This is a genomic window from Ktedonobacter sp. SOSP1-85, from assembly GCF_016587415.1.
Lineage (GTDB): Bacteria > Chloroflexota > Ktedonobacteria > Ktedonobacterales > Ktedonobacteraceae > Ktedonobacter.
In genome coordinates, this window is sequence record NZ_BNJI01000002.1 from 1,782,700 (window position 1) to 1,809,397 (window position 26,698).

A 26,698-nucleotide genomic window follows, 5' to 3' on the forward strand; every position below is an offset into this window, starting at 1 on the left:
TTAGCCCCCCACCAGTGGTACAAGTTTGAAGAAGGTGACGCTGCTCTCCGGCGTGAGCAGGATCGGGCTGTCGAGCTGTGTTACCTGTCTGGTATCGACGATCACAATGTAGCTTCTTTTCCCGAAGGCTTTGATGGCTTGCTCATATAGTAATTGCCAATCGAGCTGAGGCTGGTTCTCTGTTACTGCTTCACTGTGGTTCTGGTCGGGTGATGGTGGGATCAGGCAGAGCTGTCGGGCACGCTTGCGGGCGTTGTATTCGGTGACATCCTGATAGATGCGGCTACGAATAATCTCGCGGAGCGTACAGCGTTCTTCAAATATCTCAAGCTGCAAGGGTGATTGAATTTCCCCTTGCAGCGATTCGTTGTTGACGGTGATCGTAATTGACATACAAAAATCTCCTGATAATACTGTTCTCTGAGACTAAGGCGCAGAATTTATGTGAAGAGGTATTTTTTGTTTCTGCTTATGCTTCTATTCTTTCCATTGCATTATAAATCGGAAAGGGAATAGGCCGACGCAGATTTCTGAATGTATTGAAATCGTTGCGCTTGCTTTAGCCCTCATCAGTAGTTTTGACCGTAATACCCAGTCCTCGGACGATAGCGAGCGCCTGATTTGGATCGATGATCGCACCTTTGAGCTCACGTGGGCCCACGCGTGCACCATCGATCTGCGAACCACGTAGATCGACACCTGTGAGCCTCGTTCCTGTGAGGTCCGCATTGCGGAGATCGCAATCGACGAACATTGTTCCTGAAAGATCGACCTCCATAAAGTTGACCTCACTCAAATCGCAGTTCTCGAGGCGTACCGCCTTGAAGCGTGAGTAGGCGAATTGGGAAAAGCCCGCATGGCAGTCTTTAAAGAGAACATCCTGGAACTGTGCTTCACCACATTGCCAGCCAATCAGATGGCAACCGATCAGTTCCACGCGACTCATACTGGCCTCGGTCCACTGGGCGTTGGCAAGGTCACAGACGGAGAAGCGACTATCAAGCACCTGAACTTTTTTGAAGAGCGTTTTATTAAGATTCACATGTTGAAAAAGCATCTGATCGAGGGAAACATGTGCTGCCTCGTATTCCTGATATATAGTGACCCCCTTTGTCAAGACACCAAAATCACGAGTTTTAAGGTGTGTTCTCCTTGCTTGCTGAGGCGAAGTAAAGCTCTGCCGGAGTTCGATAATCAAGCGCCTGATGAAGACGTTGCTCGTTGTAAAAACGAAGATAGGTTGCGAGTTCCTGGCGAGCTTGGCGAGGACTCTCGTACCCTTTTATATACACCTCCTCATATTTAATGGTTCTCCAGAGTCTTTCTGTAAAAATGTTATCCAGAGCACGACCACGACCATCCATGCTAATATGCACTCCATGTTCTTTTAAGAGCGTAATATAGGGTGTGCTTGTGAAGTGTGATCCTTGATCACTATTCCAAATGTCAGGCGTTGCAACCTGAAACGCACGCGTTACGGCGGAGAGGACAAACGGCAATTGCAGCGTCTGATCCACTTCCCAACTCACGACATAGCGCGAGTACCAATCCAGGACAGCGACCAGGTACATCCATCCTTTGCTCAGGCGGATAGACGTGATGTCGATCCCCCAGATATGATTGGGCGTGCTGGCCGTGACATTTTTGAGCAAGTAGGGATAGATGCTTGCCTGATGGGCTCGCTTGGAGAAATTGGGACCGGGGTAGATCGCCTCGAGCCCCATCTCTCGCATGTGTCGAGCGACCGCCTTATGGTTCACCTGGACTCCTTCAAGCTGTACGTGTTTCGTGATCTTGCCCACGGGTTGCGCAACGAGGTTGAGTAACCAAGTGATGGAAGCAGGAAAGCAGCTAGGTTGAACGTGAATGAGGAACGATTCTGTCCGCAAGAGAGGATATAGTGAGCAGAGAAACGTTGTACTTTCGCGGAAAGATGTGTAGAAGGAAAAGAGAGTAGACAGGAGACAAGCTAATGGCCTCTATCCACAAGGAAATTCTAATCCAGGCTCGCCCCCAGGACGTGTGGGCGGCGATTCGCGATGTCGGCGCGGTCCACCAGCGCCTCGCCCCTGGCTTCGTCATCGATGCACGCCTCGATGGAGATGCCAGAATCGTGACCTTTGCCAACGGTGCAGTAGTTCGCGAACTGCTCGTCGACATTGACGACGAGGCTCGACGGTTAGCCTACGCAGCGGTGGGTGGGCGAACCACTCACCACAATGCGTCCATGCAGGTCTTTGCCGAGGGGGAAAATCACAGTCGGCTCGTCTGGATCACCGACCTGCTGCCCAATGAGGTCACCACAGTTATCCATGGACTGGTCGAGCAGGGCGCAACCACGATGAAACAGACGCTGGAAGCTCAGACTACAGGCAGCTAGAGAGGAGGGAATGAATTCTTCAATACCCTCATTGTGCCATTCATGGGAATTGCGCAATGAGATGGAACCCGTAGCGAAGCAGCAGAAAAATATGCCTTCTTGATGAGGAAGAACAAAAAGATTCCTGACAAAGGAGGCATATGTGAACAGTATGATGGATTCGTCGGTAATCATCCAGACTTCTTCGCATTCCGTCCCCTCAACGCCCTGCTGGTTTGGGGAGGCAGTGGTCATCGCTCAGGCTCTTCGACACAGAGGTGTACTGGCAAAGATTTCCCAGCGTGTGCGCTTCGCGCGGCGTCGGTTCGGGCGTTACGAGGTCATCGATTTTCTCGCCGTCCTCTTCGGCTATGCTGTGAGTGGTGAACGGACGCTCGAAGCGTTCTACAAAAGCCTGCATCCCTTTGCCCCAGCCTTCATGGCGCTCTTCGGACGAGATCGCTTGCCTGCCCGTTCGACGCTCTCGCGCTTTTTGGCGGCTCTGACTGCCGAAGCAGTCGAAGCCTTGCGTGCGCTGTTTCTCGAAGAGCTGCTTGGGCGGCAACCCGACTTTGAGCAGCAACCATGTGGGCTCACCGATCGAACAGGCAACCAGTGGAAGGTGTTCGACATCGATGGCACCCGTGAGGCCGCCCGACAACGAGCCTTACCCCAGACCCCGGAACTGCCTGTTCCCCAACGTTGGCTGCAAGAGGTGTGTGCTCCTGGTTACACCGGTCGCAAGCGGGGAGAAATCGTGCGCACCCGGACGACGGTCTTGCAAGCGCATTTGTATCAGTGGCTCGGTTCCTTCGGTAACCCTGGTAACGGAGAGTACCGCAAGGAGTTGCGCAGAGCGGTCGGGGTGATCGGGTCCTACCTACAAGCGCACCAGTTTCCCGAAGAGAGCGCGCTCCTGCGGCTTGACGGTCTGTATGGAACTGGAGCCGTCCTGGCTGATCTGCTCGGGTTCGCATTCGTGATGCGCGGCAAAGACTATCGGCTCCTTGACCTACCTGTTGTCCAGACACGCTTGCACTTGCCTGCTGATCAGCAGTTCTCGCGCCCGGAAAGTAACCTGGTCCGTACGCTCTATGACTGCCCGGATGTAGCGGTGGGTGCGAGCGGGCAGCGCTGTCGTCTCGTGGTGGCAACCCATCCTGCTGGGCCGACAAAGAACCGCATTGGTGTCGAACGCGGCGGACTCGTCTACGAACTGTTCTTGACAAGGCTGCCGCAGGAGGCCTTCACCGCTTCTGATATCGTGGCGCTGTATCTGCATCGGGGGCCTTTGAAACCACCCTCTCGGATGAAGATAGCGAGCAAGATCCCGATCGCTGGTGTTCTCATGCCGCTTGTGGGCAAGAAGCCTGGCAGATCGTCTCGCAATGGCTCTGGAACCTCCGTCTGGAGTTGGGACATCAACTTGAGCCTGAGCCGGTGCGCATCACTGAGTTTGCCCCTGCTCTTTCCCCCTCCAAAGAGCCCACCGCTTCTGTCTCGGGCTATGCAGCAGCCGAGGTGGCCCTGCCGTTCAAACTGGGTCGCTTCTCGGGGAGCGACTTTGCCCTTCAGCCTGATGGCACTGTGCGTTGCCCCGTGGGACAGGCACTGCGTGCGACCGAAGAGCGCCGGGAGGCTGATGGGAGCCTGCGGCTGATCTATGCCGCTCGTATCAGCCAGTGTCGAGGCTGTTGCTTACGCGAACAGTGTCAATGGCATGGTGGCAACACCCAGAAACCACGCCGGGTCAGTCTATTGCTCCATCCGCTCCAGGTCGGCTCAGCTCCCTTGCAGTGGCGTGACTGGAGTCGTAGACAGCATCGTCGAGCCTGCATGCAGCTCGTGCGCCACCAGCGGGTTGACGTGCACCTGGAGCCTCCCAGCCAGCTTGACTCAGCCACGCCGGCATCCGTGCTTTCTCGCGCCCAACGAGCCCATTCTCGGCTCTCATGGCAGGCGCGATTGGCCTGCAATGCCTCTGCCTCAACTACTGCTCGGAGTACAATCACGCTGTTCGGGGTACCAGAAGGCTTTGCGACCTGGCTCGGTCTATCGGCCGCGTAACACCGCGACCGGTCGCCGTTGGGTTTCTTCTCCTCGGAAAAGCAGGCTTCTCCGAGCGATGCTTCATGTCTTTTTTGCCCGGCTTTTGCTCTGTTTCTCTCACCTTCTGGTCTTTTTGCTTTCTCCTTCCCGGTTTTTTCTTCCCTCTTCTGGACATTCTCTCCTGTTCTGAGGAGCTTTCGTCTCCTTACCCAGCGATGAGCCCTTCAACAGGCTCGTTGCGCAATTCGTGGGCAATTTCACCGGTCGGCTTGAGGGGTCGCGTCTGATCGACATAGCGGTCGTAAGACGAATGGAACCAGGCCCCCACCTTTTCCAGGCGGGCGTCCCTCTTATTTCCCTTCCAGACCGGCCAATCCTTTTGCAACAGGGCATTGATGACGCTGATGCGCACGATTTCGGGCCGCCGCTGCTTGACCTTTGCGAGATAGCCACGGTAGAGCCGCTGGCCATCCTCGCTTGCTAGAAATGCATCGTCGAGATATTCCGGGCCATCAAGGACGAATATCAATCTCCGTGCTTCCAGGTCGTCTGACACATCATCCAATACTTCGCTCGACGGCCCACTCCACGCCTGGTCATCTTGCAATGGCTGCTTCTCACTCTCCGAGTCATGTCCCGAAAAGGAAGCATTCTGGCAGGAGAGCGAGGGCGCCTCTTGTGGAGTTTCATCGTGCCTGTCTCTGTTTTCCGTACTGCTCTCAGAAGGGATTTGGGTATTTTCGGCCTCCTTCTCTAACACACAAGTGTAGTGGAGAGAGAGGGACGAGCATTCCTCTTTAAAGGAGCCTGGCAAGACATGTCTTTCCCTGGTTTCCTCCATTGCTCCCAGGTAGCCCTTGATCAGCAGATGCAAGGGCTGAGTCGTAAACCAGAGGACAAGTTTCCTCCGCATCTTGCGGGGAACCCCAACCTCCCCCAGCTTGCAAATGAGCGCCTCTTGGAGTTGCAGGCGCAGCTCCAAGAGACGAGGCTCTTCCTTCTCACCCGAGAGAGCGTAGGAATACCATACCGCTTAATATCCTCACGTGCGCGCAAAAGGAGTTCCCGGGTTTTGCCGTTTTTGTACTCAACCAAGTAGAGATCTAAACGCTCTAAGAGCTCCTCTTCATTGAGTGGGGGTTGCTCTCCAAGCGGAATCTGGATCACGGTCTTCCTCTTGCGACGGAATTTATTGATAATTTTGATAGCCTCAAACAATACCAACCACTTGAGCGTCGTTTCTCTCCCATAGGACCACACCGGGCAATCATTCCGATTTCGCGACCGTTTGCATGATTTCGCGATATTATCAATTTCGATTTCGGTCAGAGGCGGTATCTCATCAGATGTAAATAAGTGCGGCTGGAAGGCCATGCGGCAGAGATCTGCCAGAACGCGTAATCCCTCCACGTGCCCCTCCCGTGATGGGGAGGAAAGCATCTCAACGAGGTGCAAACGAGCAGGATCTATCCAGGCACGTAGTAGATTCTGCGTTACAGCGGGAAAATTCGCGGTGTTTTGGTCACCTGTTGGGCGTAAGATGACAACAGCATCCTCAATGGGTCTTCCTCCGGTTGCAATTGGAGGGGGGAATTCACCTGGCTTGGCCGCTATTGCTCTCATGCGCTATCTCTCCTACATTCACATCTTTTATTGACGGAGAGAAAAGGGCCGTGCTATACTAGTAGTAAAAATACAATCTGTACTACAGAAAACAACATAAGGTCCCTCACCAGTCTGGTTGGTCTTTCGCAAAAAGTCCGGGCTGGTAAAATCTCTCGTTGGTTTGTAGTTGCTTAATTAATTGTCAAATAGGCTCTGGATAGAGCGAGCAGGTTAACTCGAGTCCATAAGGAGGCCTCCAGGATTAAATAGCAAACGTTAAAAAGTGCTGGAAAACCCACGCTGTGTCAGAGCGTGAGTTTTCTCTTTTTGGGACTGTGCTCGATTCAGCCTGAGCATCAAAATCGACTGCGAGTGAGAGAAGAATGTGATAAAGGATGCACAAAGTAAACATAGCTTGCGCCGTTTTGCCTTTATGAAGACCCGCTTAATCAAGGTTTCGGCCAGATTGCATAGTAGCGTGATTTGCCGCACCGGTGAGACATGGATACTATCCCTTATCATCCGCCTCTCTTCTTTCCACTGCCTCTGCACTCCTTTTTCCCCTCTCTATTCTGCCGGACTTCATTAATTCCACACCACATCCTTTATAGACGCCATCTGATCTCATCAGCGCGTGACATCGTGAGACAGGATCTCGACGGTAGTCACGAATGTACTATATCGACATTATAGCCAGCGATATCTCTTCCTACTAGCCCGCATAATGCACTTTTACCTCTTAAAATCAACCGCCTGGCGGCAAAAGCCACTGCCGGGCAAATCCTTTTTGCCGTCTTCATTAAGCTCTTTTTTGGCCTGCTATGCGGACCGATAATTTCACATTAGATATTGTTTAACAACTCCTAAAGGGAGGGGGGGTGGCACAAAAGGCCCCAAAAAGTCAACCAGCTAGCGCCAAAGTCAACCGGCTAGCGTTAAACACCACCCCCACCTAAGCTAGCTTGTAGAGCTAGTTAGCGTATTTTTTTGGGAGGTCCTGATACCAGCCAAGGGGGTGGCATTCGTCCAGAGGCAGAAAATCAACCGCCTGGCGGCTTCTACCACCTCCCATTACACTGGCCTTTAGAGCGCTTTTATACGCATTTGATACACAAGGGGGGTGGCATTTAGAAATACACAGGGGGTGGTAACGACTGAGTGTTGGCTATAGCTGCCTTTTTCTGGTTTGAAGTGGGCTGGGCAACCAAGCACCAGCATGCCGGGATCCTACGCCAGGCGAACCTGGACACGTGATACTGATCTGATCAGTGTTAGGCCTTCATCTCGATACTACAACATAGGCTACGCCTCTAGATGCAGAATTATAGACAACCAGCACTTTGGTTCCATCGGGATTCTTGAAGGCAACATCCTGAATGCCATTACTCCCAGTGCTGGAATCAATATGATAGGCACCGGGTGCGACAAACTTACTAGCCTGCCCCAAAGCATAGTAATCCCCGTTATAGGTGACATTACCGTTGCTCTGATCCACGCTGACAACGCCACGACAGGTTGAGCAGGCCGCGCCCGTACCGAGATTTGGTTGACCATTAGGATCAAGCACCATGCCCCAGCGGACCACCGACTTGCCCCAGTTGCGCACAACACCAATCAACAGCGACATTGTATTGGGAAAGCCATTGCTATTTTCCCATGTTCCACCAGAACATTCCGTCTCCCAGGCATCCTTGTTGGGGAACGAGGTATGTACCGACGTCTGTGCATCAACACTACCACCATAACAGTGCCAGGCGGTACCAGCAGTGTAAGCGTTGGCGGTTGCATCATTCAATATGGTAGTAGGATAGCCTGACTGATCCCAGTTGTGGTCGTAGCCCAGTATTTTCGTTGTAACACCGTTGCTAGCGAAGGCTGGCCCCAGATAGTTTTTGATGAAGTTGGTTTCATCGCTCGCAGGAAACGACATTCCAGGATAACCATTGGGCACATAGAGAGGCTCATTTTGCGGTGTAATGGCATAGATAGGTAGCCCCTGGGCCTGATATGCTTGAACGTACTTGACAAAGTAGTTGGCATAAGCACTATAGGCACTCGTGTTGAGTGTCCCACCCTCCATCGAGCCAGTCGACTTCATCCAACCAGGGGGGCTCCAGGGCGTGCCCATAATCTTGATGGCAGGGTTGATCTGCAACGCCTGTTGAAGCACTGGAATGATGTAAGCGGAATCATGGGCGATGGTGAAATGCGCCAGCGACGGATCAGTCTGTCCACTGGGCATATCATCATACGAATACTCACCTACCGCAGGAGCTGGCCGCGTGAGATCTGAAGCACCAATAGGCTGGCGAAGGAAGCTCAGGCCAATGCCGCTACTGCTACTAAAGAGGTTATTCATCAATGTAGAGCGCTGACTACTACTCATCTTGTTATAAACAAGCCACGCGGAGGAGTCAGTAAAAGAAGCACCAAAACCATCCATCTGTTGAAAGGTCTGATTCTCGTTGACGGTAATTATGTTTCCGGAAGCGTTACCAGTGGCAAATGTGAGACCTGGTTGCTGCGCGAGATGGGTGCTGAGATCCCCCGTGGTGAGCCACACGCTGACTGTCTCGCCAGCAGCATGCGCATAGAATGGAGAAGAGAAGAAGGCAAAGACACTACATGCGATCACAATACAGATTACGATGATATGAAGTACGTGTACCGAGAGTTTGCGAAAAAGAGTCGACCAGAACATACAATCCTCCATGATATTCTTGTCTGTCGGCCTGCCACAAACAAAGACAATGGGCTCCTTCCCATCATGCGGGACAATTACGTACCATGTATCAATTTATGGCGTTGAATACCTCCTCTCCAACAAGGGGTGCACTAAATAACCTTCAATTCTGCAATGTATTGTCTCTTATATGTACTATTGAACCTTTATTGCCAAAGCTGATATAAGCTCGTACTATATCAACTATACCTACCTCCTTCTCAGATGTCAATATGTCCAGACCTCTAGACCAAAAGAGCAGCATCTCAACTGATGAAGATGGCGTTACAGCCCTCCACCAATGTTTCTTGTTCAACGCCTCTTCACACATTCAGCAAACATTCAGCAAACAGACCGTAATATTTCAACCTACAGAGGTATGCTTCTTTTCGAGGTACATAGAAAAAGCCTCAACCAAAAATGTGCATTGATGAAAGGAGAATACCTTGTTTCGGCTAAAACCTTCTGGAAAAAAAATTCTGTTTCTAACGAGCATGCTTGCCTTGATGGGCGCAGTGTTCCTCATGGGAGGTATCACTATGTCCTCTGCCAGTGCGAACAGTCTGAATAAGACTCCACCAAAAGAGAAGCCTCCTTGTTCACAGTCCTGCAATCTCACCAAAGGTCTGGCGACGATAACCAATGTGAACGGCAATACGATTCAGGCAAAACTTCTGGGAACAGAACAAAAGGGCAACCAGGTCACGCTCCTCACTACAGCGAAGACAACCTACGATCCAGATCGTAGCATCGTCGCGGTAGGCAAATCCATCATTTTTGCTGGTACGATTAACCATGATGGGAGTATCACTACTCAGTTGATTACTTCCTATGATCCCTCTGTTACCGACGTTGCTGGAACTATTGTGAAGATTGATGGTTCAGCCATCACGCTGCAAACGAAGGATACACAGTCCATCGTTCACCTAACCGATAGCACAATCTTCCTCAAACTCGATTTCAAGGACAAAAAGAAGCTGCCCGCAACCTTAAGTGACCTCAAAGTAGGTATGACCGTTACCGCTCACTGCACAGTGCATAGTAATGGTTCGCTCACAGCGCAGTCTGTCGTCATCGTTCCGGCAAATTCCGAGGTTAAGTAACCTTTACGTCTATACAGGGACTTACTTCGGTGGTAGAGCACTGCTAGATTGATGAGGCAAAACCAGGCACAGGTACTTTCTGAGCAAGAGGGTACCTGTGTTGATGAGAGAAGGGAAACTGCGCATGACCATCCAGCACGACACTGCCAATCAGAAACCAACCGTTCTCGTGGTTGATGATGAGCCGCAAATCATTGATTTTCTGCGTGTCGGATTGAGCTATGAAGGCTTCCTGGTTCATGTGGCGACCACTGGACCAGAGGCGTTAGAGAGCATTACTCGATGCCTCCCTGATCTGGTGATTCTTGATCTCATGCTCCCAGGTTTAGATGGCATGGCTGTCGCGCAGCGGATCTCTAATGCACACGATACCGCAATTATCATGTTGACAGCAAAGGAAGATGTCGAGGATCGTGTTGCCGGATTAGATATTGGTGCGGACGATTATGTGACCAAGCCCTTTGTCTTTAAGGAATTGATGGCGCGTGTACGTGCAGTTTTGCGGCGGCGTGGCAAAATGTTTGGGGAAGTCCTCTCGTTTCAAGGTATTACGCTCAATCGAGTCACGCGCATTGTCACTCGCGAGGAACGCACGATAGACCTGACTCCCCGTGAGTTTGAACTCCTGGAATGCTTTCTGATGCATCCACGTCAGGTCTTGAAGCGTGATGCCATCCTGGCCCGTGTATGGGGCTATAATTATGTTGGCGACGATAATGTCATTGAAGTCTATATTCGCCATTTACGTGAAAAGTTACAGGACGATCCTCCGCGGCTCTTGCAAACAGTGCGTGGCGTGGGGTATGTCCTACGCGGCTAAGGAGGTCGTCCATGTCCAGACGTTTTACATTCCCTCCCTTGCTAGCATCTTTGCCGATCCGATGGCGATTAGCACTGGTTTCCTTTGGTCTCTTCGCGGTATTGCTCACAGCCTTAGGCATCATCATCTCGACGACTGAGGAAAAGATACTGCTGGCAAACCAGGCAAATATCCTCTCCCAGGAAACAAGCCTCGCGCAATCGCAGTTGATCGTCACCAAAACTGCGCCTACGCAGTCACAGATCATCTCCTTTTCCTCAATGAGAAAAGAGGTGGCGGTCAGTATTGTGCCAATAGTAAAGGGTTTTGATCAGAATCAGAACATGAGCGTCGCCGTCCTTACCCCCGAAGGAGAGGTGCTAGCAACAAATACGGGCAACACTTCTATTTCCAAATATCGCGCGTTGCCAGCGATTCCCCTGACACGCTCGTTTCTCCAACAGTGGCTCGCAGAGAAATCCTATAAGCTTGCCAACGACGACCAGGGACAACGTCAACTGGTTATCTTGCAACAAATCATCATATGGGATAAAACAGTAAAAACAACGCCAGATAACGATATCGCGGGATATAAAAAAGGCCTCTTACTGCTCAGTATCCCGACCACGACCATTGATCAAGCAATCTCTATTACCCAACTGACCCTGGCTCTTGGTATTTTCATCGTCTTGTGCATAGCTGCCGCTCTCACGCTGCCTCTTATTAGCGTGGCCCTTCGTCCCCTACGGGAACTGGAGAGAGTCAGCTCTTTAATCGCTATGGGAACATTATCGCTACGTCTGGCAGAGCCACCAACACAAGATGAAATCGGACGGATGGCGCGAGCATTTAACAGTATGGTCGCACGCCTGGAAGCAACGTTTGCCAGGCAAAAACGTTTTGTGGCCGATGTTTCTCATGAATTACGCACACCACTGACCGGGCTTGGAGGAAGTCTCGAAATGCTACTCATTCGGGCTGACAATGGGGATGAGGAGACCAGGCATCACCTTCTTAACGGCATGTATCGCGAGGTCGAGCGGATGCAACGCCTGGTAACGGAACTGCTTGCTCTCACGCGCCTGGATGAAGGATATATGAAGCCTCAAATTGATACAGTACCTCTAGCGCCACTGGTCACAGAGGTGTGTGAACAGGTTCAAGAACTTCTCTGCGGTCAGGAACTTTCTTCTCAAATACCAGCGGATCTACCTGCGCTGCGTGCAGATATAGGTCAACTGAGGCGGGTACTTCTTAACATCGTTGAGAATGCCCTGAAGTTTACGCCGCCCACCGGTTGTATCACCATTGTGGCATCAAGAGAAGGAACGGAACATATCAGGCTTGAGATCCAAGATACTGGTATTGGCATTCTGCCAAAGGATCTGCCTCATGTCTTTGATCGTTTCTATCGTGCCGATCCGGCCCGAACGCGTCTTTCCCAACAAATAGGTGGGAATGGTTTGGGTCTTTCCATTGCGAAAGACATCGTCGAAGCACACAGAGGAAAGATAGCTATCAGAAGCACTCCTGGTGAGGGCACTATTGTGACGCTCTGGCTATTAGCAGATGCTGGTGACATGCTCTCAAAGCATTCGCCAACACCGAAAGGCAACTAGCTTCTGGTGTCGAACAAGGGCCTAGTGCAGTAGAACGAAAGAAAGTAGGAAAGTGAACCGATATGAATAGGTATGAAAGCACCCATCTTCATCCGGCCACTCACCGAAAACGAACAAAACGAGATCCAGGCAAGATTACGTTCCTCCTCAGCCTTTGTGTTGCGTCGCTGCCAGATTCTCTTGGCAAGTGCTCGTCACGAACATGCCAGAGCCATAGCCAAGCAACTGGGTTGCGACGACCAGACCGTTCGCAATGTCATCAAAGGCTTCAACGAGCGCGGACTCGCCGTGCTCAAGCGCGAGTCCTGCCGCCCACATCACCTTCGCACAAGCATTCCCGACGACGCGTTAGAGGCGTTGCAAGACCTCTTGCACCGCAGCCCTCGCGACTTTGGGCTCAACCGCAGCCTGTGGAGCTTGCCTCTGGTTGCCAAGATCAGCTTCGAACAAGGAATCATTCCGACTGCGACCAGCGTCACGAGCGTGTGCCGTGCGCTCAAACGCTTGGGAACCAGTTGGAAACGCGCCAAGCACTGGATTACTAGTCCCGACCCACAATACCAAGTAAAAAAAACGCTCGGCAACGGTTGATTGCCTACGCGAGCCTTCAGTCCGACTGGGCCATTGGCTTCCTTGACGAGGTCTGGTGGAGTCGCTTTGCTCTTCCTCGCCTCCACGCCTGGCAAGACGCAGAGCACCCCGTCCGTCTGGTTGAGCAATCCTGGCTAAAGGATGATCCTGACCCCAAAGCACTGGCTTGTTATGGCGTCCTCTGGCAACAAGGGAGCCATGATGATCCTCTACGAGAGGAGATGTGGCTCCGTTTTGTCACGGGACGCCCAGTCAGCGATATCACCATTCAGTTTCTGGATTGGTGTTGCCAGCACTTGGCAGCACAAGGCAAACGGCATTGGCTCCTCATTTGGGACAATGCCTCCTGGCATGTGAGCAAGATGGTACGTACCTGGATCCGGGAACACAACCTCACCGTTAAGCAATCCCATCAAGGCGTTCGGATTTTGCCTTTTCAACTGCCCACCAAAAGCCCCTGGCTCAATCCGATTGAACCAAAGTGGGTCCATGGCAAGCGCAATGTGGTCGAACTTGATGGCTTGCTTTCGGCCCATCAATTAGCCAGCCGGGTCTGCGCTTACTATGGGTGCTCGTATGAACCACATTTAACTCTTTCCGAAATGGTTTCGTAATCTTGCACTAGTAGCCTTATTTTGATGATCACAGAAAACACAGCAGACTGACATTTCGTCGTCAGTCTGCTGTGTTCATAATTTTTCTATCCCTCCCAAACAAGAACATCAATCATGTTGGAGCCAGGAGCCGCTCCAAGGGTCGAATCTAATTGTGGAGGTCTATCAACTAGAGAATATTGGTTACGCTTTGGTGAAAACAGTAGGCGCTTGTCAAAATGGCAGACCTTCCGGAAGAAGAGCCGAGAGTGTCAAGCAATAGGAATCTCCCATTGTGCCAACCATCGCTGTGTGCGGTGGTCACGCACGCGAATAATAGCTTTCTGCGGGTAGATATGGACAGCGAATGAGGCCAGCATATCTGGATCGTCCGAGCGATACACTAAGGTTTGATCATCCTCGCTCTTGACGGGTCCATGAAAGCCCGTATACCAGGGGCTCATCAGATTGACATGAGTCAGCGGATGAGTACCCAGCGTTTCGGTGTGAATGAGATGTGGAGACCCCCATCCAGAATGGGTATGCCCGCAAATATAGAGAGCAGTATTGGAATGGCGAGCAAGAATATCGCGTACCGCTGACGAATTTTCTACAAAGAAGAAACGGGTTAATGAGTCATCGTCGAGATTCCTTACAGGGTCGCGGTCCAATACCGTGTTTTTCAAGGGACAATGGGCAAAAATAATAGCGGTGCGTCCAGCATGGGCGGCCAACGTCTCATCGAGGAAAGCAAGGGCTTCTGGCGTAAAGACAACATCCATATTGAGTTCACACCTGTCAGGTAAAAACCAATCAGGCTGTTCAAGCATAATACACACAATACCCTCATCTTCCCCGGCAAGCCAGGCATACCGTATGGGTACAGACCAGGTCGAGGTAAATTCTTCAATACCATGAGGCGCGTTTTCGTCCTCCTCAGGAAGGTATTCGTGGTTGCCGATGCCTGGATAAAATGGCATGTCCTTCAAATACGTGGCGAGTTCCTTTTTCGCCAATTCATAGTTTCTGAGTGCACCGCGTTCTACGAGATCGCCGGGGAAAACGCAGAACGCAGGACGGCGTTCCTCCTGCCACACTGTTTGCAAGTCGTCAAACATCTGCGTCATACGCGGAGTATGAAGCTTTTTCCACTGCTCATGATCGCGAAAATGCATGTCACCAATGGCCCAGAAATACAGCAATTCCTGATCCTGATCAAGTGGCGTTGCAATATAGGCGCTATAGCTATCATCCATAAAAGTTCTAAGAACCTCCAATTCGTTCGTACTGCTGGGATAAGTATCACACAGTTAGAGGTTCGCTCCAATAGATCTCCTGGGCATAGTGAGCGCAAGCAAATGGGTCATTATATCGATGCGCAGCAACAAATTAAGCAGCAAGAGCCTATTCACCTGTACCACAAACTTGTTTTGATGAAATAAAGGGACGTGAATGATGGATGATCAGCGGAATATTTCCCCTTTACTCATTTTATTAACTAGGTCAGTCACTGCGAAGCCACTTGTAAACATTTGCGCGTTTTGACTGCTAGCGGGTGTTCAGATCCAAGGATGCGTTCTCGGATGAGGAGCGCCCACTGGTAAAGGGTTACCGCCTCTTTTGTTTTCCCTTGCATTTGTTGCAAGTATGCAAAATCGTGCAGAATGTGCGTAGTCTCAACACGCTCCAGGTAGAGCTTACTGATGCATAGCGCCCGTAGGTAAAGTGGCTCGGCTTGCGTGTATTGTTCTTGGTCTCGATAAAGATTGGCTAATCCAAGCAGCACATCGATAATGATGCTATTTTCTGGTCCAAGCTGTTGCACTCGGATGGAGAGCGCTCGCTGATAGAGCGGCTCGGCCTCCGTATATTTCTTTTCTTTGTAGTAGAGGTCTGCCAATCCGCGCAGCGTGTCCGCGACATCGAGATTCTCTGGCCCAAGTTGTTGCTCGCGCATATGCAGCGCCCGTTGATAGAGTGGCTCGGCCTCAACGTATTTTCCCTGCCCCGTATACAGCCTTGCCAGTGCATGTGAAGCCATGGCTACCAGTGGGTGTTCTGGTCCAAAATGTTGCTCGTAGATACGTAATGCCCGCAGATTGAGATGCTCAACTGGAGCGTCCTCGTCCTTTAAGGTCGTTATCTGAGCCAACCCAAGCAGTGCAGAGGCCACAGAGGGATGGTCTGGACCCACGTGTTGTTCACGGAGACGCAGCATCCGCTGGGAGAGGATGATTGCTTCTGTATATTTTCCCTGCTGAGCCTTAACAAAGGCCAGGCTTCCCAGGATGCCAACTCTTCTGATCTGTTCCGCTTCTGCGAGTTGCTCCCAGATAGACAGCGCTCTCTGGTAAAGCACTTCGGCCTGAGCATACTTTCCTTGATCACCATAGACATGCGCCAATCCGCGCAATACATCAATAAAGAGAAGTGGTTCTGCTTCCGTGTACTGTTCCACAATGGATAATGCACGCTGGTAGAGCGCTTCCGCCTCCGTAAAAGCTCCCTGACTGAAATAGATGCGTGCTAAATAGGCCATAGCTGATATGCTCGCGGGGTCGGTCTCACCCACCAGTTGTTCTCGCATGGAAAGAGCGTGCTGGTAAAGCTGGGCAGCGGGCGTGTACAGCCCACGTTCATACAGGTATGCTCCAGCCCGCTTGAGGAGTTCGGACGCTTCGGGAAGCAGAGCATGCTGCTCCCGGACCAAGGCAGCGCAGTCTTGCACCTGATCCAAATAGCGCGAACAGATGGGCCAGGAAGTAGAGTCTTGCGGATTCTGCGGAAAAACCGCATTGAGTACTCGCACTACCCGCACCATCCATTGGCGTTGCTCTTCCGGTGAGAGACGCTCCCTCTGTACCACCTGTACAAGCCGATGAATGCTAAGGGAATGATCCTCCGCAAACCGTTGGATCAGAGAAAAAGCAAGCAGCGCTTCGAGCATCTGGTTGAAGCTGAGACGATCCGCGACAGCCGCTTGTAGCGCAGGAGGCCAATGGGAAGCACCTTTGGTAAGCACTTCTTCGGGAATCGCATCCGGCGAGAGGAAAGCACATAACCGCAGTAGATCTGCCGAGGCTGGATTGGTCGCTTGGATGTGCCGGAACGAGAGTTCCCAGGTAGTAGCGACCGAGTGCGGGTACCCTATCGCCTGTCTGCCACGGCGCGAGAGCAGAATACGGCGATGTGTCTGGTAGAGCTGGAGATAGTCCGTCACACCGCACCCAGTCTCCTCAATGTATGCACCTGCCTGATCGAGTGCCAGAGGAAACAATGCCAATTCCGTTGCCAGGGTAGCCGCTTCATTCATGTGCTCATCTGATGCCTGGGCGAAGCGTCCGGCACGGCGTAATAGCAATTCAGCACCCTCAATAACACCCATGGTGCTTACTTCTAGAGAGGGTGCCAGCCAGCCAACTGCACTTGATCGCGTAGTAAAAAGCAGGCTGCCATGTCCTTGGACTGGAAGATAAGGATGCACCATGGAGAGATCATCAGCATTATCCAGAATCAACAGCCAGGATTCCTGGCACTGCTCTAACCAGCGAATGACGGCAGTGACCAGTTTGCGTTGGTCTGTCTCCTTCTTGAAGGAAACAGATGGTAGATGTTCTGCAAGCGCCGCAAAACTCATCAAGAGAGTCTCTTCGTTGGCAGCCGAGATCCAGAAAGTATGGATATAATGACCCATTTCACGAGCGCGATAGGCATATTCAACGGCGATTTGGGTCTTCCCAATTCCACCCAGTCCTTTAATGACCTGGGACTGTGTCAGAACCGCCCGACGGATAGTGGTTGGTTGGCTTGAGGCAAGGGAAGTGAGTTGCGAAGTAAGCTGGTCGAGCAGTTCGTGACGTCCGGTAAAGTGGCCATTGCGGGGAAATGGAACTGTCCAGAGGGTAATCCCATTGGTCATTGTCTGAGTCCTCTGTGTAGCGCCAACGAGATCTTGTTCAGATGAGGAGACAGAGGAGCGATGTAGCAGTTCACGGAACCAGTGTTCATCTAGAAGCACCTTCTGGCGTGCAGCCCGCCAAAGTGCCCGAATCGCTTCTTCTTCGTGTTGAGCAGGGAAGGCGAAAGCTTGAACCCCTAGTTCGATCAAGTGTTGAAGGTGTTTGGCTTTGGGATAACTATTGCCTCCCTCCCATTGGGCAATCGCATTGCGAGAAACACCAAGCTGGCTAGCAAGCCCTGCTTGTGTCAGCCCAATCGTGGTCCGTAGGGTCAGCATCATCTGACCAAAGGAATAGTCTCGCTCTCCATAAGAGGGTCTCTGCATTGGTGACCTCCTTTTCATTCCATAGAAATGGCACAAAAGAAGCGTTGTAAAGCAATGTAAAGCGATATGCCAACTGCTATACAGTGACTCCTCTGAGGAGCGTGGCTATACTTGGAGAGCAGGTGTCCCACGGGATGCGCAACGAGCCAGGAAAAGATCTCTTCAGGGAGAAGGCTTCTCCCTTGCAACAGTGGCCCATACCCCAGGGAGCGCCAGTTGCTGGACCACCTGCTCCATGTGTTCGGGTGAATAGGGCATCTCGGCCTTGAGCCACCATTTCAGCAAGGTAAGAATGGACCCGGTCAGATACTGGGCGATCACTTCCCTGGAAATCGCCGGAGAAGCGTTTTCCGCGTAGACCGTGCTCAAAGCCAGTTCAACGGTTTTACTGAAAGCCGTCTGTGCCGCCTCCCAGAACACCTCTGCGGTGTGCCCTCGCAACATGGCTCGAAAGTACTGCTCATGCTGTTGAACATGCTCAAATAGCTCCAGAATTGGAATGATTGCTCCTTTCTCCTGCCTTTGAGCAAGTTGCTTGCCAAACATGTCAAGCATCTGTTCTGCGATACTGGTCAGCACATCTTCCTTATCGAAAAAATGGGTATAAAATGTGGAGCGCCCGATCCCCGCCCGATCCAGGATGTCTTGAACCGTTATCGCATCATAGTGTTTCTCAAAGAGTAACGCTAGCATCGCGTCGTTGACCAGGTGCCGGGTACGCTGAGAACGACGATCCTGTTTGTCTTGTTTCACCGAATCTGTTCTCCTTTCCATACAATTTGGACGCTTTGTGCAGTAATGCACACTTTTCTCACTTTGGTTCTTGCAGGCAATCGGCTCTTCCCTGTATATATACAACGAACGGTATATCCATTACAAAACAAACTGTTCATCTGAAAGGAGTTCCATCTGTGTTTCTGTCACCCTCGTCTATGACTCCCCTCATGTGGGGAGAGATGATTCTCTTTATGGCGCTTTTGATGTTTGTGGTCCATATATTGAGGACGAACCATCTCAGACGGCATGGGCAGTCTTCTCATGGGCCATCGGGCGTGGTTTCCACCATCAACTGGGGGATCAAAGTGCTGCTTCATCTGGGGATTCGCGTGACGATCCTGGGACCGATGATATTACTCACCGTACGTGGGCGCAAAACGAACAAACCTCGTACTATTCCTGTCGATCTGCACGAACGCGATGGTCGTCGCTTTCTGATGGCGACCCACGGCGAGGGGAACTGGGTGCGCAATCTGCGCGTAGCAGGTTCAGGCGTCTTGAGCCTCGGACGGCATCACCAGACATTTACTGCGGTGGAATTGACCCCAGAGGTAGCCGGGCCAGTGATCAAGGAGATCCTGGGACCGCTTCTGGCCTCTTCCGGGATACGAGGAAATGCTCTGCGCCAACATCTTGGGGTGCGTGCTGATTCCTCGTTGCAGGAGTTCATCACGGTGGCCAGAACTCACCCTGTCTTCGAGCTTGACGAAGCGCTCGGCTCATCTTCTGTGAGAGGAAAGCAGCAAAAAAATGCTGGTCACTCCGTTCCTGAAGGGATCGAGTACGGTTCTTGACGCTTCAACCCGTCACCACCTCACAGAACCTCTCTGTGAGGTGGTGATATTCATTATCTTCGTCCTGCTGTTGGTGCTTTCTTGCAAAAAAGGATGGAAGATGTTTTTCCCCACGGGGCGGGCTGTCGAGAAACGAGGCGCGCCAGCCATTTGACTCCGGAACCTGCTCGACGTGTTGTCGAACAGAGAAAGAAAAAGGAGCGATTTGTCTATGCATCCACATGATCAGGAGGCTTCCCATCAGCATCCTTATGGCCAACCATCTCACACGAGAGAAGAACTCCCCAACCATCCCCAGGAGAGCGAGATGCACGAGCATGACCATCACGCTGAGCATGAGCACGCACACCATCTTCTGGGATGGCTCATCGAGGCGATTCCCTTTCTGCATGGGCACAGTCACGGCGAGACACATGTTGACCGTGCGATGGAAACGAATGCTCGCGGCGTCTGGGCGCTCAAAGTCTCGCTGGCTGGACTCTTCATCACGGCCTTGTTCCAATTCGCGATTGTCCTCTTGAGTGGCAGCGCTGGATTGCTTGCTGATAGCATCCATAACGTGGCTGATGCCTTTACAGCAGTTCCGCTGTGGATTGCCTTCGCGGCTTCCCGTCGTCCTGCCACGCGTCGTTACACCTATGGCTATGGGCGTGCGGAGGATCTTGCCGGAGCCATCATTGTCCTCATGATTTTCCTCAGCGCGTTGCTTGCTGCCTATGAAAGCGCTCAGAAACTCCTGCACCCGGAGCCACTGCACGATGCCGGGTGGGTGATCGCCGCAGCGCTCGTTGGATTTGTTGGCAATGAGGCAGTGGCCGTCTTTTGCATACGCATCGGGAAACGGATCGGGTCAGCAGCGTTAGTGGCCGATGGACAGCACGCCAGAGTCGATGAGTGGACCTCTCTGTCTGTCTTGCTGGGAGCGCTGGGCAGCCTGCTGGGATGGCCGCTGGCTGACCCACTCATTGGAATCCTCATCACGCTGGTCATCCTCTTCACAGTCCGAGACAGCACCGTGACGATGTGGCATCGGCTGATGGATGCGGTTGAGCCGCAGCAGGTGGAGGCAGTGGAGCGTGAGGCTCGTGCCATTGCGGGCGTGCAAGATGTCCATGAGGCGCGTCTGCGCTGGATAGGACACACCTTGTTCACGACTGCATGCTCATTGCGCAACTCGTGGGTGTTTGAGGGCCAGATCTGCTCACTTCAGATAGAATCATCTCTCAATGATGAATGAGGAGTTTCGTAGGGAATTTACCACCATTCCTGTCCATACGCACGCGCCTTTCTCTCTTTCTACCCTCTATTCTTGCATCAGTGTTGTACAGTAGAGACGTGATCCAGAAAAAGCCCGGCCAGCCTGGATCGGAGATGCATGCATGCAGCCGAATGCTCGACCTGTCGAAGCCAGGAGAGTGTTCTCACTTCTCCAGGCTCCCATGCTCTCGAGAGCAGGAGACGAGAGCATGGGGCAAAAACAAAAAGCGAAAACAGTATTACCGTAAAGAAGCTGGCCCGCGTCATTTGGGAAAGTCAAGGCGGTCCGCGGTGTGTCCTTTGAAGTCAAGAAGGGAGAGATATTTGGACTTCTCAGGCCAAACGGAGCCGGTAAAACGACGATCCTGGAAATGATGGAAGGCCTCCGCAAGAGTGATAGTGGGACGAGTATTGTGGCTGATGTCAATGTTGGTGAGGACATGAGCAAGGTCAAATCTCATATCGGCGCCATCGGCGCCCAGCTACAGTCCTCTTCTTTTTTGATAATTTGAAAGGGGTGCAGCCGTGATCCTCCCGAAAGACCGCGACCCTCGCTTCATCACCATCCGCCGCGGGGGGACGCTCACAGACTCCGACCATCAGCTGCTCGCCCTGTGGGCCGCAATGTGTGCGGAACACGTCCTGCACCTGTTCGAGTCGGCGCAACCTTCAGACCTGCGGCCTCGCCAAGCGATCGCGCAGGCTCGGGCATGGGCGCGAGGCGAGATCAGGATGTCTCAGTCCCGCGCGGCGGGTGGCCATGCCATGGCTGCGGCAAGAGAGTTGAGCGGAGCCGCTCGGTACGCCGCATATGCTGCCGGCCAGGCGGCGGTGGTGGCGCATGTCGCCGCACACGAGCTCGGTGCTGCGGCCTACGCCATCAAGGCTGCGCGTGCAGCCGCTCCTGAAGGCGAGGGTGAGAGCTCCGGGCGGCTCGAGTGCCGATGGCAGCGCGACCAGCTCCCTGATGCGATCCGCGAGCTGGTCCTGGATGATCAGCGGTTGCGAAACGACATCTGCTGGTCGGTGTTCGACTGCTGATCAACGTTCAACCTGACCACACACCATCTGCCTCACGCTCCCTTCACACCTGGAGCACCATTCCGTTGCCCAGCGCTCTCGTAGAAAGGAAACGTTCGCTCCCACCACATAGCGCACTGGCCACTCCTCCCTCCCTCCCACTTTAGCATTTCCTGCCAATTGGCTACCTTACCACCTTTGGCGAAGTGTCATCTCCATTGCATGATATTTCTTGGGGTTCAAAGCGGGAAAACATCTTTATCACCAGGGATGGGGGTATGTGAAAGGGAGACAGACAGTATGACATTCAATCCACAAAGCAGCGAGTATAGCCCTCTTACATCGCGTGACACGCTCCTCAGCATACTCGAGACGCTTCCTGATGCGTTATTTTGCATTGATGACGCCGAGGCGGTAGAAGGACTCCGTGTCCTGATCGATACCATTCCCCAATTCGTCTGGATGATGCGCCCCGATGGCTCGTGTGAATACTGTAACCAACGCTGGTGTGACTCTACCAATATGACTTCTGAACAAGCTCAAGGGGACGGCTGGCTCCAGGCTATCCACCCCGATGACCAACAGCGTGTCCTGGAGAGGTGGCAGAGTGCCGTCCAGACCGGCAGGCCCTATGAAGCAGAACTGCGCCTGCGCCATGGTACGACCGGAGAGTATCACTGGTTCCTTGCCAGAGGAGTGCCACACAGGGATGATCAGGGGACGATCCTGAAATGGTTTGGGACTGCCACCGACATCGAGGACCAGAAACGAGTCGAGCAACAACTCAAGGAAAGCAAGGAAAGCGAGGAGCACTGGCGGGTACTGGCTGAAACAGTGCCCCAACTCGTGTGGACGACACGACCGGATGGCCGTGTTAACTACTGTAATCAGCGCTACTGTGACCTGACGCAGGCCGATTTCGAGCAGATACGGGACTATAGATGGCGTCAATTCCTGCATCCCGAAGATGCCGAGCACACGCTTGCGCTTCGGCAGCAATCCCTTGCCACAGGTGAACTCTTTGAGAACGAACAGCGTCTCAGAGATGGGCGAACTGGAGAGTATCGCTGGTATTTAACCCGTGCGCTCCCAGTCCGCGATGAAGCAGGCCAGATCATCAAGTGGTTCGGCACCAGCACTGACATCGACGAGCAGAAACGCGTCGAAGAGGCCCTGCGAGAGAGCCAGGAGCGCGTGAGTGCCTTGATGAACTCGAGCATTATTGGGATCACTGTCCTCGAAGGGGAGCAGATCGTGGATGCCAACGACACCTTTCTGCGCATGACTGGCTATACGCACGAAGACTTGCGTACCGGGCGCATGAACTGGATGTGCATGACAGCTCCTGAGTATCTCGCTCGGACCCAGCAAGCGCATCGGGAGCTTGCCACCCAGCAGTCGATGACGCCCTATGAGAAAGAGTATGTGTGTCAAGATGGCAGTCGCCTTCCGGTGCTTGTGGGTGGAGTCGTCTTACAGCATCACTCATGCCAAAATATCACCTTTGTGCTGGATAACTCGGCGCGCAAGGAACTCGAACAACGCAAGGATGACTTTATCAGCATGGCCAGCCATGAACTGAGGAACCCACTTACCGCCTTGAAACTGCAGACCACCTTGCTGCACCGGCAACTCGACAAGCAAGGCCTTCAGGCTGCTGCTCCAGCTCTTGTCAGCATGCAGACCCAGATTAACAAACTCACCCGGCTGGTGGAAGACTTGCTGGATGTCTCCAAAATCCAGGCGGGCAGGCTCGAGTATCGGCAGGAATCGGTGGATCTCGATGCCTTGCTGCGGGAGATCGTCGACACCATGCAGCAAACGCATCCCAGCCATACCATTCTGGTACATGGTACAGCAGAGGTCAGCCTGCTGGGGGACCGAGACCGGCTCGGACAGGTCTTCACCAACCTGCTCAGCAATGCCATCAAGTATTCTCCCAGCGCAGAGACCGTCGAGGTGGATCTCTCCGCTTCCGAAGAGACGGTCACGATCCGAATACACGATCATGGCCTGGGCATCCCACGCGAGCAGCGCGACAAGATTTTTGACCGCTTCTATCGCGTCACTGATCCCAAGCAGAAGGCAATCCCCGGCCTGGGCATGGGGTTATACATTGTCGCGGAGATTGTGAAACACCAGGGGGGAACGATCACCGTCGAAAGCGAACCAGGAAAAGGATCGACCTTTCGGGTGACGCTTCCCCGCAAAAGAACATGAGGAACGCACATGGAGACTTCCCAATACCAGGAATGTAATGAGAGTGTAGTTGTCAAGAGTATTCTCATTGTCGAAGATGATCCCGTTCTTGGGAACCTGCTGCTGGAAACGTTCCAGGAGGAGACGACCTATCAAGGCTATCTTGCGTCAAGTGGCGAGAGCGCGCTGATGATGCTTTCAACGATCATGCCTGCGTTGTTTCTGCTCGACTACCATCTCCCTGGGATGAATGGGCTGGAACTCGCCGAGCACCTACGTCGCCGAGAAGGTGGGAAGCACTGCTCCATCCTCCTCATGAGCGCCGATTTGCCACAAGAAAACGATGTCCTGGATCATCTGAGCACACTGCAGAAACCTTTTGACCTGGAGGCACTATTGCAACTGATCGCAGAACTGCTTGCTCCATAAGGAGAAATGGCTTTTTAAAATAGGATACAGAGGCCGTCATGCTCTCCTTCTGTGAGCGTGACGGCCTCTGTGGTTTCTAGAAAATCAGAACAAAAGACTTGACGCATTCATTTCGCTCTAGTACTCTGTCATCCTTGATTTGATGAGTTGAAAAAGAAAGAGTATCCTTGAAGGACAAACGAAACAGATCCATTCAAGGAGGCTCTATGAAAAAGTATACCGTCCAACTCGACGCACAGCAACGTCAGATGCTCGAAAGCATGCTGACTGGAGGGAAGGCCACAGCGCGCAGCCAGACTCATGCGAGGATTTTACTGAAAGCCGATCAGGGAAGCTTCGGCCCAGGCTGCTCAGATGAACAGATCGCAGAGGCGCTCGCGGTGGGAAGGGCCACGGTGGAACGGGTCCGCCAACGCTTTGTGCAAGCAGGGCTCATCGATGCGCTGGTGCGCAGGCCCCAACCCGAGCGGCCAGAGAAGCGGAAAATGGACGGAGAGTTGGAAGCGCATCTCGTGACGCTGGCTTGTAGTCAAACAGAAGGAGGAAAGAACCGCTGGACGATGCGTCTGCTCGCCGACACATTGGTGCAATTGGGGTATGTGGATCAGATCAGCCACCAAACCGTGTGGGTGACGTTAAAAAAAATGAACTCAAACCCTGGCTAAAGAAGTCCTTTTGCATTCCTCCTGAAGCGAATGGGGAATTTGTCTATCATATGGAAGACGTTCTTGAGGTGTATCAGCGTCCCTATGATCCGCGCTTTCCAAAGCTGTGTCTGGATGAGGGAAGCAAACAACTCCTGGCCCATACCCGTGAGCCGATCCCGATGGAAATTGGCGCAGCAGAGCGTGTGGATTACGAATATGAACGCAAAGGAGTGTGTAGCATCTTCCTCTGCATGGAACCGGAAACAGGAGCGTGCCAGGTGCGTGTGAGCCAGCGACGCACCAAAAAGGACTGGGCTCTGTTTGTGCGTGAGGTGCTCGATCATCACTACCCCCACGCCGAGAAAATCGTGCTGGTGATGGACAATCTCAACACGCATACGCCTTCGTCGTTTTACGAGGTCTTTCCACCGGCAGAAGCTCGACGGCTGACGGAGAAGTTGGAGATCCATTACACCCCCAAGCATGGCAGTTGGCTCAATATGGCTGAGATCGAATTGTCGATCCTTGCGCGGCAGTGCTTGTCCGACCGCTTTGCGAGCATGGCAGCGCTAGCTGCTCAGGGAGATGCCTGGCAGGCTGAACGCAACCGGTCGAAAGTCTCCATCAATTGGCGCTTCACCACCGCAGATGCACGCATCAAGCTCAAGCGCCTTTACCCATCAATTGAACAATGACAGAGTACTAGCTCTACCTCAATGCTGGGCGCAGGGCCGCGCGCTGTTGCTCAAACAGGTTATGACCGCTGGCGTCTCTCGCGTACATGTCTCCGAAACGGCAGCCCAAACCTGGAAAACCGCTGTTGCCTCTCCGTATAACCTTACCGCGCGCGAACTGGATGTCCTGCGCCTGCTCGCTGAGGGACATCCAGACACGCGCATTGCCCAGGCGCTGGTGCTAAGTCCGCGCACCATCAACACCCACCTGCGCTCGATCTACGCCAAACTTGGCGTCTCCTCGCACAGCAACACGTCGCGCGCTTGAACACAAACTTATCGCGTTTGGGGAGCCTCGTTCGGGGGAGGAATAATCCAGTCCCAGCGAGGCATGGGATCGAGATCTTTCGGGATTTCTCCATCGTATTGTGAGACGGAGAGCGCAACGCGGCTTCCCCATTCGATATAGCTGACGAAAGCCGCGCGGAACTCGGCATCAGAGGGCAGGCCGATCTCGTCTGCAGTTTCGATGAGCAGGCTTACCCAGCGGGCGCGCTGCTGTTCGCTGAGATGACGGTGCAGGTGAGCCGAGATCAACTGGCGGTGTCCTCCGCGCTGCCGGGTATAGGTTTGTGGACCGCCCAGAATCTCGGCAAGCGCCCAGGCCACACGCTGCGGGTGATCCTGAGCCATCGCTCCAAAGACCGGCTGCAAAATGGGGTCGTTGACCACCCTGCCATAGAAAATCGAGGTTAGCCGCTTGAAGGTTTCCTCTCCGCCAGCCCATTCATACAGTGTGGGCACACTCTCTTCTCCATGTTCATAAATGCTCCTTCAGTTTACTACTTTTTGCCAGCAATCGCGGTCACTTCATAATGACGCATTTCCTGAATATTGCTTACAAACGGACTTATCGCTCTGAAAAAGCTCTGAAACTCTGGACTTTTGCGAAAGCCCTGTAGATGGCCTTCTATGGAGTCCCATTCAATCCGCAGGATATAGGACGTGGGCTCTTCAGCGCAGCGAGCCAGTTCATAACCAAGACAGTGAGGAGATTGTAGCAGAGCTTCGCTCGCGTGGCTATAGGCTCGTTCAAGTTCGGAGCCCTGCCCCTCTGAGATGAGGTAACGGATATATTCAACGATCATAGTATTGTATCGTCCTTTCGTCAAAAGC

At 52.8% G+C, this 26,698-nt stretch carries 24 protein-coding genes and 2 pseudogenes; 16 read left to right on the forward strand and 10 right to left on the reverse strand.

What is annotated here, in order from left to right; all coding sequences use genetic code 11:
* From KTE_RS36080 to KTE_RS36090, 3 genes and pseudogenes are all read right to left on the reverse strand, one after another.
* Window positions 1-393, reverse strand: a complete 393-nt coding sequence (locus KTE_RS36080) for a hypothetical protein (protein ID WP_201390351.1) — start codon at window positions 391-393, stop codon at window positions 1-3.
* Between the two features lie 166 nt (window positions 394-559).
* Window positions 560-1,042: a pentapeptide repeat-containing protein gene (locus KTE_RS36085; RefSeq protein ID WP_201390353.1), complete on the reverse strand. Its 483-nt coding sequence runs from the start codon at window positions 1,040-1,042 to the stop codon at window positions 560-562.
* Window positions 1,043-1,136: 94 nt separating this feature from the next.
* Window positions 1,137-1,796 (reverse strand): annotated as a pseudogene (locus tag KTE_RS36090) (IS3 family transposase); the annotation flags it as partial.
* Between the two features lie 176 nt (window positions 1,797-1,972).
* Here KTE_RS36090 and KTE_RS36095 point away from each other — a divergent pair.
* The 3 genes from KTE_RS36095 (at window position 1,973) to KTE_RS48220 (ending at window position 4,426) form a co-directional block, all read left to right on the forward strand.
* On the forward strand, window positions 1,973-2,380 hold the full coding sequence (locus tag KTE_RS36095; protein WP_201390358.1) for an SRPBCC family protein: 408 nt from the start codon (window positions 1,973-1,975) through the stop codon (window positions 2,378-2,380).
* 142 nt (window positions 2,381-2,522) lie between these two features.
* On the forward strand, window positions 2,523-4,019 hold the full coding sequence (locus tag KTE_RS36100; protein ID WP_236600842.1) for a hypothetical protein: 1,497 nt from the start codon (window positions 2,523-2,525) through the stop codon (window positions 4,017-4,019).
* Window positions 3,959-4,426 (forward strand): hypothetical protein, encoded by a 468-nt coding sequence (locus KTE_RS48220; RefSeq protein ID WP_236600843.1) that lies wholly within the window; start codon window positions 3,959-3,961, stop codon window positions 4,424-4,426. Before KTE_RS36100 ends, KTE_RS48220 begins: the two co-directional genes overlap by 61 nt.
* A gap of 187 nt (window positions 4,427-4,613) precedes the next feature.
* Here the strand turns inward: KTE_RS48220 and KTE_RS36105 are convergent, their stop codons facing one another.
* Both KTE_RS36105 and KTE_RS36110 read right to left on the reverse strand, forming a co-directional pair.
* On the reverse strand, window positions 4,614-5,390 hold the full coding sequence (locus KTE_RS36105) for a hypothetical protein (RefSeq protein WP_201390360.1): 777 nt from the start codon (window positions 5,388-5,390) through the stop codon (window positions 4,614-4,616).
* 1,902 nt (window positions 5,391-7,292) lie between these two features.
* Window positions 7,293-8,714 (reverse strand): glycoside hydrolase family 30 beta sandwich domain-containing protein, encoded by a 1,422-nt coding sequence (locus KTE_RS36110; RefSeq protein WP_236600844.1) that lies wholly within the window; start codon window positions 8,712-8,714, stop codon window positions 7,293-7,295.
* 560 nt (window positions 8,715-9,274) lie between these two features.
* Between KTE_RS36110 and KTE_RS36115 the strand changes: the two genes are divergently transcribed.
* The 5 genes from KTE_RS36115 to KTE_RS36135 all read left to right on the forward strand — a co-directional run bounded on the left by KTE_RS36115 (window position 9,275) and on the right by KTE_RS36135 (window position 13,461).
* Window positions 9,275-9,838 (forward strand): DUF5666 domain-containing protein, encoded by a 564-nt coding sequence (locus KTE_RS36115; RefSeq protein WP_201390362.1) that lies wholly within the window; start codon window positions 9,275-9,277, stop codon window positions 9,836-9,838.
* A gap of 124 nt (window positions 9,839-9,962) precedes the next feature.
* On the forward strand, window positions 9,963-10,658 hold the full coding sequence (locus KTE_RS36120) for a response regulator transcription factor (RefSeq protein ID WP_201390364.1): 696 nt from the start codon (window positions 9,963-9,965) through the stop codon (window positions 10,656-10,658).
* 11 nt (window positions 10,659-10,669) lie between these two features.
* Window positions 10,670-12,256, forward strand: a complete 1,587-nt coding sequence (locus tag KTE_RS36125) for a cell wall metabolism sensor histidine kinase WalK (RefSeq protein ID WP_201390366.1) — start codon at window positions 10,670-10,672, stop codon at window positions 12,254-12,256.
* A gap of 72 nt (window positions 12,257-12,328) precedes the next feature.
* The gene (locus tag KTE_RS36130; protein WP_201377570.1) at window positions 12,329-12,847 is read left to right on the forward strand and encodes a helix-turn-helix domain-containing protein; all 519 of its coding nucleotides are present in this window, start codon (window positions 12,329-12,331) and stop codon (window positions 12,845-12,847) included.
* On the forward strand, window positions 12,847-13,461 hold the full coding sequence (locus tag KTE_RS36135) for a transposase (RefSeq protein WP_201386915.1): 615 nt from the start codon (window positions 12,847-12,849) through the stop codon (window positions 13,459-13,461). The genes KTE_RS36130 and KTE_RS36135 overlap by 1 nt, the downstream gene beginning before the upstream one ends.
* Window positions 13,462-13,712: 251 nt before the next feature.
* Here KTE_RS36135 and KTE_RS36140 read toward each other — a convergent pair whose 3' ends face one another.
* The 3 genes from KTE_RS36140 to KTE_RS36150 form a co-directional block, all read right to left on the reverse strand.
* Window positions 13,713-14,696: a metallophosphoesterase gene (locus KTE_RS36140; RefSeq protein ID WP_201390368.1), complete on the reverse strand. Its 984-nt coding sequence runs from the start codon at window positions 14,694-14,696 to the stop codon at window positions 13,713-13,715.
* A 251-nt stretch (window positions 14,697-14,947) separates the two neighbouring features.
* A complete protein-coding gene (fxsT, locus tag KTE_RS36145) occupies window positions 14,948-17,725 on the reverse strand; it encodes an FxSxx-COOH system tetratricopeptide repeat protein (protein ID WP_201390370.1) in 2,778 nt (925 codons plus the stop codon).
* A gap of 162 nt (window positions 17,726-17,887) precedes the next feature.
* A complete protein-coding gene (locus tag KTE_RS36150) occupies window positions 17,888-18,478 on the reverse strand; it encodes a TetR/AcrR family transcriptional regulator (protein WP_201390372.1) in 591 nt (196 codons plus the stop codon).
* A gap of 158 nt (window positions 18,479-18,636) precedes the next feature.
* Between KTE_RS36150 and KTE_RS36155 the strand changes: the two genes are divergently transcribed.
* The 8 genes and pseudogenes from KTE_RS36155 to KTE_RS36190 all read left to right on the forward strand — a co-directional run bounded on the left by KTE_RS36155 (window position 18,637) and on the right by KTE_RS36190 (window position 25,850).
* Window positions 18,637-19,296, forward strand: coding sequence for a nitroreductase/quinone reductase family protein (locus tag KTE_RS36155; protein WP_201390382.1), 660 nt, complete (start codon window positions 18,637-18,639; stop codon window positions 19,294-19,296).
* A 211-nt stretch (window positions 19,297-19,507) separates the two neighbouring features.
* The gene (locus KTE_RS36160) at window positions 19,508-20,533 is read left to right on the forward strand and encodes a cation diffusion facilitator family transporter (protein ID WP_201390384.1); all 1,026 of its coding nucleotides are present in this window, start codon (window positions 19,508-19,510) and stop codon (window positions 20,531-20,533) included.
* 313 nt (window positions 20,534-20,846) lie between these two features.
* Window positions 20,847-21,065 (forward strand): ATP-binding cassette domain-containing protein, encoded by a 219-nt coding sequence (locus tag KTE_RS36165; protein ID WP_201390386.1) that lies wholly within the window; start codon window positions 20,847-20,849, stop codon window positions 21,063-21,065.
* Window positions 21,066-21,078: 13 nt separating this feature from the next.
* Window positions 21,079-21,594 carry a putative immunity protein gene (locus KTE_RS36170; protein WP_201390388.1) on the forward strand — a complete coding sequence of 172 codons (516 nt, stop codon included), beginning with the start codon at window positions 21,079-21,081 and terminating at the stop codon, window positions 21,592-21,594.
* A 399-nt stretch (window positions 21,595-21,993) separates the two neighbouring features.
* Window positions 21,994-23,793, forward strand: a pseudogene (locus KTE_RS36175) (PAS domain S-box protein); the annotation flags it as partial.
* Window positions 23,794-23,802: 9 nt separating this feature from the next.
* The gene (locus KTE_RS36180; RefSeq protein WP_201390392.1) at window positions 23,803-24,201 is read left to right on the forward strand and encodes a response regulator; all 399 of its coding nucleotides are present in this window, start codon (window positions 23,803-23,805) and stop codon (window positions 24,199-24,201) included.
* A 206-nt stretch (window positions 24,202-24,407) separates the two neighbouring features.
* A protein-coding gene (locus KTE_RS36185) for an IS630 family transposase (protein WP_374226840.1) occupies window positions 24,408-25,543 on the forward strand; the annotation gives its coding sequence in 2 pieces (ribosomal slippage) (window positions 24,408-24,828 and window positions 24,828-25,543; 1,137 coding nt in all).
* Window positions 25,544-25,589: 46 nt separating this feature from the next.
* Window positions 25,590-25,850 (forward strand): response regulator transcription factor, encoded by a 261-nt coding sequence (locus KTE_RS36190; protein ID WP_201390396.1) that lies wholly within the window; start codon window positions 25,590-25,592, stop codon window positions 25,848-25,850.
* Window positions 25,851-25,858: 8 nt separating this feature from the next.
* Here KTE_RS36190 and KTE_RS36195 read toward each other — a convergent pair whose 3' ends face one another.
* On the reverse strand, window positions 25,859-26,326 hold the full coding sequence (locus KTE_RS36195; protein WP_201390398.1) for a group II truncated hemoglobin: 468 nt from the start codon (window positions 26,324-26,326) through the stop codon (window positions 25,859-25,861).
* 38 nt (window positions 26,327-26,364) lie between these two features.
* Window positions 26,365-26,670 carry an antibiotic biosynthesis monooxygenase gene (locus KTE_RS36200; protein ID WP_201390400.1) on the reverse strand — a complete coding sequence of 102 codons (306 nt, stop codon included), beginning with the start codon at window positions 26,668-26,670 and terminating at the stop codon, window positions 26,365-26,367.
* Window positions 26,671-26,698: the final 28 nt, after the last annotated feature.

Bases quoted from the DNA above. Each gene is read 5' to 3' on its own strand.
- KTE_RS36200 (WP_201390400.1), bottom strand. From the start codon at position 26,670: ATGATCGTTGAATATATCCGTTACCTCATCTCAGAGGGGCAGGGCTCC.
- KTE_RS36160 (WP_201390384.1), top strand. From the start codon at position 19,508: ATGCATCCACATGATCAGGAGGCTTCCCATCAGCATCCTTATGGCCAA.
- KTE_RS36140 (WP_201390368.1), bottom strand. From the start codon at position 14,696: ATGGATGATAGCTATAGCGCCTATATTGCAACGCCACTTGATCAGGAT.
- KTE_RS36095 (WP_201390358.1), top strand. From the start codon at position 1,973: ATGGCCTCTATCCACAAGGAAATTCTAATCCAGGCTCGCCCCCAGGAC.
- KTE_RS36180 (WP_201390392.1), top strand. From the start codon at position 23,803: ATGGAGACTTCCCAATACCAGGAATGTAATGAGAGTGTAGTTGTCAAG.
- KTE_RS36115 (WP_201390362.1), top strand. From the start codon at position 9,275: ATGTCCTCTGCCAGTGCGAACAGTCTGAATAAGACTCCACCAAAAGAG.
- KTE_RS36125 (WP_201390366.1), top strand. From the start codon at position 10,670: ATGTCCAGACGTTTTACATTCCCTCCCTTGCTAGCATCTTTGCCGATC.
- KTE_RS36110 (WP_236600844.1), bottom strand. From the start codon at position 8,714: ATGTTCTGGTCGACTCTTTTTCGCAAACTCTCGGTACACGTACTTCAT.
- KTE_RS36130 (WP_201377570.1), top strand. From the start codon at position 12,329: ATGAAAGCACCCATCTTCATCCGGCCACTCACCGAAAACGAACAAAAC.
- KTE_RS36120 (WP_201390364.1), top strand. From the start codon at position 9,963: ATGACCATCCAGCACGACACTGCCAATCAGAAACCAACCGTTCTCGTG.
- KTE_RS36080 (WP_201390351.1), bottom strand. From the start codon at position 393: ATGTCAATTACGATCACCGTCAACAACGAATCGCTGCAAGGGGAAATT.
- fxsT (WP_201390370.1), bottom strand. From the start codon at position 17,725: ATGCAGAGACCCTCTTATGGAGAGCGAGACTATTCCTTTGGTCAGATG.